Consider the following 6,473-nt stretch of genomic DNA (forward strand, 5'->3'; position numbering starts at 1 on the left):
CCCGGCCGGATCCGGGGGCAACCCCGTATCCGGCCGCAGTGGCTCATCAGCGACCGCTCGAGCGCCTCTTGTTGTACACGTCGAAGGCCACGGCCGCGAGCAGCACGATGCCCTTGATGAACTGCTGCCAGTCGGTGCCGACACCGATGATCGACATTCCGTTGTTCAGGATGCCGATGATCAGGCCACCGATGATCGCCCCCGTGACGGTTCCGATGCCACCGGTCACCGCCGCGCCGCCGATGAAGGCCGCCGCGATCGCGTCGAGTTCGAACCCGTTGCCGTTGGTGGGGTTGGCGAGGTTGAGCTGGCCGGCGAAGACGAGGCCGGCGAGCGCGCCGAGCACCCCCATGTTCACGAAGAGCAGGAACGTCACGCGCTTGGTCTTCACGCCGGAGAGCACCGCCGCGTTGAGGTTGCCGCCGAGCGCGTAGATGTGGCGGCCGTAGACGCTGCGCGCCATCACCGCGGAGTAGACCACCACGAGCACGCCGAGCACCACGAGAACCACCGGCGTTCCGCGGTAGCTGGCGAGCAGGAAGGTGATGGCGAGCACGAGCACGCCGGTGAACGCGAGCTTGACCACGAACCAGAGGAACGGCTCGTCCTCGAGGTTGAGCCGGCGCCTGATCAGTCGCTGGCGCACGGCCTGGCCCACCAGGAAGGCCGTCGCGAGCAGGCCGAGCACCACGGTGAGTGTCTCGAGTTGCCCGAAGAGGAATCCGAGGTTGGGCAGGAACCCGCCGCCGAGCGAGCGCAACTCGTCCGGGAAGGGCGTGATCTGCGTGCTGCCGAGAACCACCTGGGTGAGGCCGCGGAAGATGAGCATGCCGGCCAGGGTCACGATGAACGCCGGGATGCCGAAGTAGGCGACCCAGAAGCCCTGCCACGCGCCGACCACCGCACCGAGCAGCAGGCAGAGGATGATGGCGAGCCACCACGGCAGCCCCATCCGCACGCTCAGCACTCCGGCGACCGCGCCGATGAAGCCGACCACCGAGCCGACCGAGAGGTCGATGTGCCCGGCGATGATCACCATGACCATGCCGATCGCGAGGATCAGCACATAGCTGTTCTGCACGATCACGTTGGAGACGTTCTGCGGGTTGAGCAGCACCCCCTGGGTGAGCACCTGGAACAGGATGACTATCGCGATCAGCGCGATGAAGATACCGATCTGCCGAAGCTGACTGGTGAGGTACTTGAGGGCCGAGCTAAGCGCACTCATTGGTCGTCACTTATTCCTTTTCCTGGGTCATGTACTGCATGAGGAGTTCCGGGGTTGCCTCTGCGCGGGGAACGTCGGCGGTGATGGTCCCCTCCGAGAGCGTGTAGATGCGGTCGCAGATGCCGAGCAGTTCCGGCAGTTCCGAGGAGATCACGATGATGCCCTTCCCCTCGGCGGCGAGCGTGTTGATGATCGTGTAGATCTCGTACTTGGCGCCCACATCGATGCCCCGGGTGGGCTCGTCGAGGATGAGAACGTCGGGGTCGGCGAACATCCACTTGCTCAGCACGACCTTCTGCTGGTTGCCCCCGGAGAGCTTTCCGGTGATTGCCGCCACCGTGGGCGACTTGATGTTCATGCTCTTGCGGTAGCCCTCCGCCACCACGAATTCCTGGTTGGCGTCCACCCAGCCCCACGTGGCCAGCTTGCCGAGGGCCGAGCCGGAGACGTTGCGCTTGATGTCGTCGATGAGGTTGAGGCCGTAGCGCTTGCGGTCCTCGGTCGCGTAGGCGATGCCGTTCTTCACGGCCTCGGACACGCTGTGGGTGCGGATCTCCTTGCCGTCTTTGAAGACCTTGCCGGTGATGTTCGACCCGTAGGTGCGCCCGAAGACGCTCATCGCGAGCTCGGTCCTTCCCGCGCCCATGAGGCCGGCGATGCCCACGATCTCCCCGCGACGCACGTTGAGGTTGGCGCCGTGGATCACGACGCGCGAGTGGTCGGTGGGGTGATGCACAGTCCAGTCCTCGATCCGCAGCACCTCCTCGCCGATGTGCGGAGTGTGGTCCGGGTAGCGGTTGTCGAGGTCGCGACCGACCATGCCCTTGATGATGCGCTCCTCGGAGATGGTGTTCGCCGCCACCTCGAGGGTCTCCACGGTCTTGCCGTCGCGGATGATCGTGACCGAGTCCGCGATCCGTTTGATCTCGTTCAGCTTGTGGCTGATGATGATCGACGTGATGCCCTGCTCCTTGAGCTGCAGGATCAGGTCGAGAAGATGGGCGGAGTCCTCGTCGTTGAGCGCGGCGGTCGGCTCGTCGAGGATCAGCAGCTTGACCCGCTTGGAGAGCGCCTTGGCGATCTCAACCAGCTGCTGCTTGCCGACGCCGATCTCGGTGATCTTGGTGATCGGGTTGTCGCGGAGTCCCACCCGCGCGAGCAGGGCGCCTGCCTCGAGGTTCGTGGCGTTCCAGTCGATCCAGCCGTTCTTCTGCCGCTCGTTGCCGAGGAAGATGTTTTCGGCGATGGAGAGAAACGGGCTCAGCGCGAGTTCCTGGTGGATGATGACGATGCCGAGACTCTCGGAGTCGTTGATGTTCTTGAACTCGACGGCCTCGCCCTCGAAGTGGATCTCTCCCTCGTAGGATCCGGCCGGGTAGACGCCGGACAGCACCTTCATGAGGGTGGACTTGCCCGCGCCGTTCTCCCCGCAGATCGCGTGGATCTCGCCGCGCTTCACCTCGAGCGACACGTCCTGGAGCGCCTTCACCCCGGGGAACGTCTTGGTGATGTTTCGCATCTCGAGAATGTTGCTCGTCACCGGGTACCTGCCTTCCTCATCGAACATCGACCGGGGTGCCGGCTGTCTAGCGAGACCCTACTTGAGGTCCGCGTCGGTGTAGTACCCGCCGGTTACGAGCACGTCCTCGTAGTTCGCCTTGGTCACCACGACGGACTGGAGCAGGAAGGTCGGAACGACCTTCTTGCCGTTGTCGTAGGACTTGGTGTCGTTCACGGTCACCTTCTTGCCGGTGAGGAGGTTGTCGACGATCGTGACGGCCTCCTTGCCGAGCTTGCGGGTGTCCTTGTAGATGGTCGAGTACTGCTGGCCGGCGATGATCGACTTGACAGATCCGACCTCGGCGTCCTGGCCCGTGATGACCGGAAGCGCGTTGGTCGCGTAGCCGGCGGCGGTCAGGGCGGAGATGATGCCGATCGACAGGCCGTCGTACGGGGAGAGCACACCGTTGACCTTGGCGCCGGCGGAGTAGCTCTTGGCGAGCAGGTCCTGCATGCGCTTCTGGGCGGTCGCCGGGTCCCAACGCAGCGTCGCGACGGTCTTGAAGTCGGTCTGGCCACTCTGCACAACGATCGTCTTGTCGTCGAGGTACTTCTTCAGGGTGTCCATCGCGCCGTTGTAGAAGAACGTGGCGTTGTTGTCGTCCGGGCTCCCGGCGAACAGCTCGACGTTGAAGGGACCCTTCTTGCCGGTCTCCTTGCCGCTGTCGTCGAGGATGCCGAGCCCGGTCAGCAGCGAGGTCGCCTGCTGCACGCCCACCTTGTAGTTGTCGAAGGTCGTGTAATAGTCGACATTCTTGTTGCCGTTGATCAGCCGGTCGTATGCCACGACCTTGATGCCGGCCGCCGCCGCGTTGTCGAGCTGGGTGCTCAGCGCGGTGCCGTCGATCGACGCGATCACGAGCACCTTGGCGCCCTTGGTGATCATGGTCGAGATCTGCTGCACCTGGGTCGGGATGTCGTTGTTGGCGTACTCGAGGTCGGTCTTGTAGCCGAGCGCCTCGAGGTCCTTCTTGATGGCTGCGCCATCCTTGATCCAGCGCTCGGAGGTCTGCGTCGGCATCGCGATGCCGACGAGGGCTCCCTTGTTGCTGGTGCCTCCGGCGGCCGCCGGGGTGGTGGTGCGAGTGCTGGAGCACGCGGCGAGCGACACGACGAGCGCGCCTGCGGCGATTACCGCGAGAACGGTTTTCTTGTTCACGGTGATTCCTTTCCGATCTTTTTCAGTGGGACGTCGTTGTCAACAGAGGTGATTGACGGGTTCGGACTCGCGCCTGGTGGGCGAGTCCCTTGGCCGGGCGCGAGGGGCTTACTCGGGCGCGACAAGTCGTGGGTGTTGTCGATCTGCCGGGCAACGGCCGGCGCGAGCTGAACAGAGGCCAGCGCGGGCTGCAGCGGTCTTCTCGCCGGCGGGCTGGCTCAATGAGAGCGATCTCATTTTCTGACCTCTTCGTCACGGTGGTGCTCAGGTGGTGATCCCGGTCAGAAATGTGACCGTTCACATTGGGGAATGCCTTATCGTAGCGTCAGCGCCTCTGCGTCTGTCAAGTCGGCGGTGCTATCGGTTAGGTAACGGCCGATTCGGCGCCCGCGGGCGCCGCGGATGCCCGTTCGATCAGGCGCGGTTCGGTGCGCACCGGCTCGCCGAATTCCCGTCCGCGCAACACCTCGAGCAGTGCCTCCATGATCCGTCTCCCGAGTTCGCCGAAGTCCTGGCGAACCGTCGTCAGCGGCGGGATGAAGTGGGCGGCCTCCGGGATGTCGTCGAAGCCCACGATGCTGATCCGTTCTGGCACGCGCAGGCCGCGATCGCTCAGGGCGTGCAGCACGCCCAGGGCCATCTGGTCGTTCGCCGCGAAGATGGCCGTGAACTCTGCGCCATCCAGCAGCCGCTCCGCCGCCGCGTATCCGCTCTCCGGCGACCAGTCGCCGGCGACCGGTTCTCGCGTCTCGAGTCCTCGAGAGGCGAGCACGCTGCGCCAGCCGCGCTCCCGCTCCGCCGCATCGAGCGACGTCGCCGGCCCGGCCAGGTGCACGATTCGGCGATGCCCGAGGTCGGCGAGGTGGCTGGTGGCCAGCTCGGCTCCGCGAAACTGGTCGATGGACACGCTGTGTCCCCCCATCCGCCCGCTGCTCTCCGCGGTGATCAGCGGAACCTGGAGTTCGAGGTCCTGCACCGCATCGATCGACGCGACATCGGAGGCGATCAGGACGAGCGCCTCCACGTTCTGGGCGACCAGCACGTCGATCGCCTCGAGGATCGCCGCGCGATCGGAGTTCGACATGCTCGCGATCGTCACCTGGTATCCGGCCTCTCGCGCGGCCTCGTTGAAGGCGAGCGCCGTGCTGGACGGACCGTAGAGGGGGTTTCCGGTGCTGATCAGGCCGATCGTGCGCGTCTTGCGGGTGACCAGGGCGCGCGCGACCATGCTCGGCCGGTAGCGCAGTTCGGCGATCGCCGCCTCCACCCGCGCCTTGGTGCTCGGGCGCACGGTGTTCTCGTTGTTGAGCACCCGCGACACCGTCTGGTGCGAGACCCCGGCGAGACGAGCGACATCGGTGATGTTCGCCATCCGAATCCTCCCTGGTCGTTTCTCCGGCGGTTCAGAGCCCCCGGGCGAGGCGGTAGTAGGCCTGGTTCCAGCGCAGCTCTCGAGAGAACTTTCGCAGATTCGTGCCCTTGTCGATCACGACGAGTTCGCTCTTCGCAATCTCTGCGAAGTCCTCGAAGACGTCGAGGCCCACCGCTGTCGACATTACGGTGTGGTGCGCCGCTCCCGCGGTGAGCCACGCGGCGGCACTGGTGGCGAAGTCGGGCTCCGGTCTCCACACCGCTCGCGCCACCGGAAGCTTCGGCAGCGGCTCGGGCAGCGGCACGACCTCGACCACGTTGGCAACGAGGCGGAAGCGATCCCGCATGTCGCTCAGGGCCACGACGATGCCCGGCCCGGCGTCGGTGTCGAAGACCAGGCGAACCGGGTCCTCCCGGCCGCCGATGCCGAGCGGGTGCACCTCCAGCCGCGGCCGCGAGGTGGTGAGCGACGGGCACACCTCGAGCATGTGGGCACCGAGGATGAGCTCGTGGCCCGGGGTGAGGTCGTAGGTGTAGTCCTCCATGAGGGAGGCGCCGCCCGGCAGACCGGACCCCATGACCTTGGCGGCGCGCACGAGCACGGCCGTCTTCCAGTCGCCCTCCGCGCCGAAGCCGTAGCCGTCCGCCATCAGCCGCTGCACGGCGAGGCCCGGCAGCTGACGCAGCCCGCCCAGGTCTTCGAAGCTCGTGGTGAACGCCCCGAAGCCCCCCGCCTCGAGAAAGGAGCGAAGCCCGAGCTCGATCCGCGCGCCGTAGCGCAGCGACTCGTGACGCTCGGCGCCGACGCGCAATTCGGCCGCCACGTCGTAGAGCTCCTCGTATTCCGCGACGAGGGCATCCACGTCCGACTCGGCCGCGGCATCCACCGCCTCGACCAGGTCGTTCACTCCCCAGGTGTTCACCTGCACGCCGAACTGCAGCTCGGCCTCGGTCTTGTCGCCCTCGGTGACCGCGACGAACCGCATGTTGTCGCCGAAGCGGGCGAGCTTGAGTTCGCGGGTGGCGGCCCAGCCGGCGGCCGCCCTGCACCACGTGCCCACCTTCGCGGTGACCGCCGGGTTCGAGACGTGGCCGACCACGGTCTTGCGGGCGACACCGAGGCGGGTCTGGATGTAGCCGAACTCCCGGTCACCG

5 protein-coding genes are annotated in these 6,473 nt (G+C 66.1%); all 5 read right to left on the reverse strand.

Going from position 1 to position 6,473, the window contains the following annotated elements; translation table 11 throughout:
• Positions 1-46: 46 nt before the first annotated feature.
• Positions 47-1,228 carry a multiple monosaccharide ABC transporter permease gene (gene mmsB / locus ACHZD8_RS13955; protein ID WP_394771035.1) on the reverse strand — a complete coding sequence of 394 codons (1,182 nt, stop codon included), beginning with the start codon at positions 1,226-1,228 and terminating at the stop codon, positions 47-49.
• A gap of 10 nt (positions 1,229-1,238) precedes the next feature.
• Positions 1,239-2,768 (reverse strand): multiple monosaccharide ABC transporter ATP-binding protein, encoded by a 1,530-nt coding sequence (gene mmsA, locus ACHZD8_RS13960; RefSeq protein WP_394771036.1) that lies wholly within the window; start codon positions 2,766-2,768, stop codon positions 1,239-1,241.
• Between the two features lie 57 nt (positions 2,769-2,825).
• A complete protein-coding gene (gene chvE / locus ACHZD8_RS13965) occupies positions 2,826-3,947 on the reverse strand; it encodes a multiple monosaccharide ABC transporter substrate-binding protein (RefSeq protein ID WP_394771037.1) in 1,122 nt (373 codons plus the stop codon).
• A 364-nt stretch (positions 3,948-4,311) separates the two neighbouring features.
• Positions 4,312-5,319 carry a LacI family DNA-binding transcriptional regulator gene (locus ACHZD8_RS13970; RefSeq protein ID WP_394771038.1) on the reverse strand — a complete coding sequence of 336 codons (1,008 nt, stop codon included), beginning with the start codon at positions 5,317-5,319 and terminating at the stop codon, positions 4,312-4,314.
• Positions 5,320-5,350: 31 nt separating this feature from the next.
• Positions 5,351-6,473, reverse strand: a 1,123-nt coding sequence (locus ACHZD8_RS13975) for an L-arabinose isomerase (RefSeq protein ID WP_394771039.1), incomplete at its 5' end; no start/stop codon positions are given.

Source organism: Lacisediminihabitans sp. (assembly GCF_043726815.1).
Lineage (GTDB): Bacteria > Actinomycetota > Actinomycetes > Actinomycetales > Microbacteriaceae > Lacisediminihabitans.

What these genes read in the sequence shown, in the direction of transcription:
- mmsB (WP_394771035.1), bottom strand. Translation starts at nt 1,228, where the DNA reads ATGAGTGCGCTTAGCTCGGCCCTCAAGTACCTCACCAGTCAGCTTCGG.
- ACHZD8_RS13970 (WP_394771038.1), bottom strand. Translation starts at nt 5,319, where the DNA reads ATGGCGAACATCACCGATGTCGCTCGTCTCGCCGGGGTCTCGCACCAG.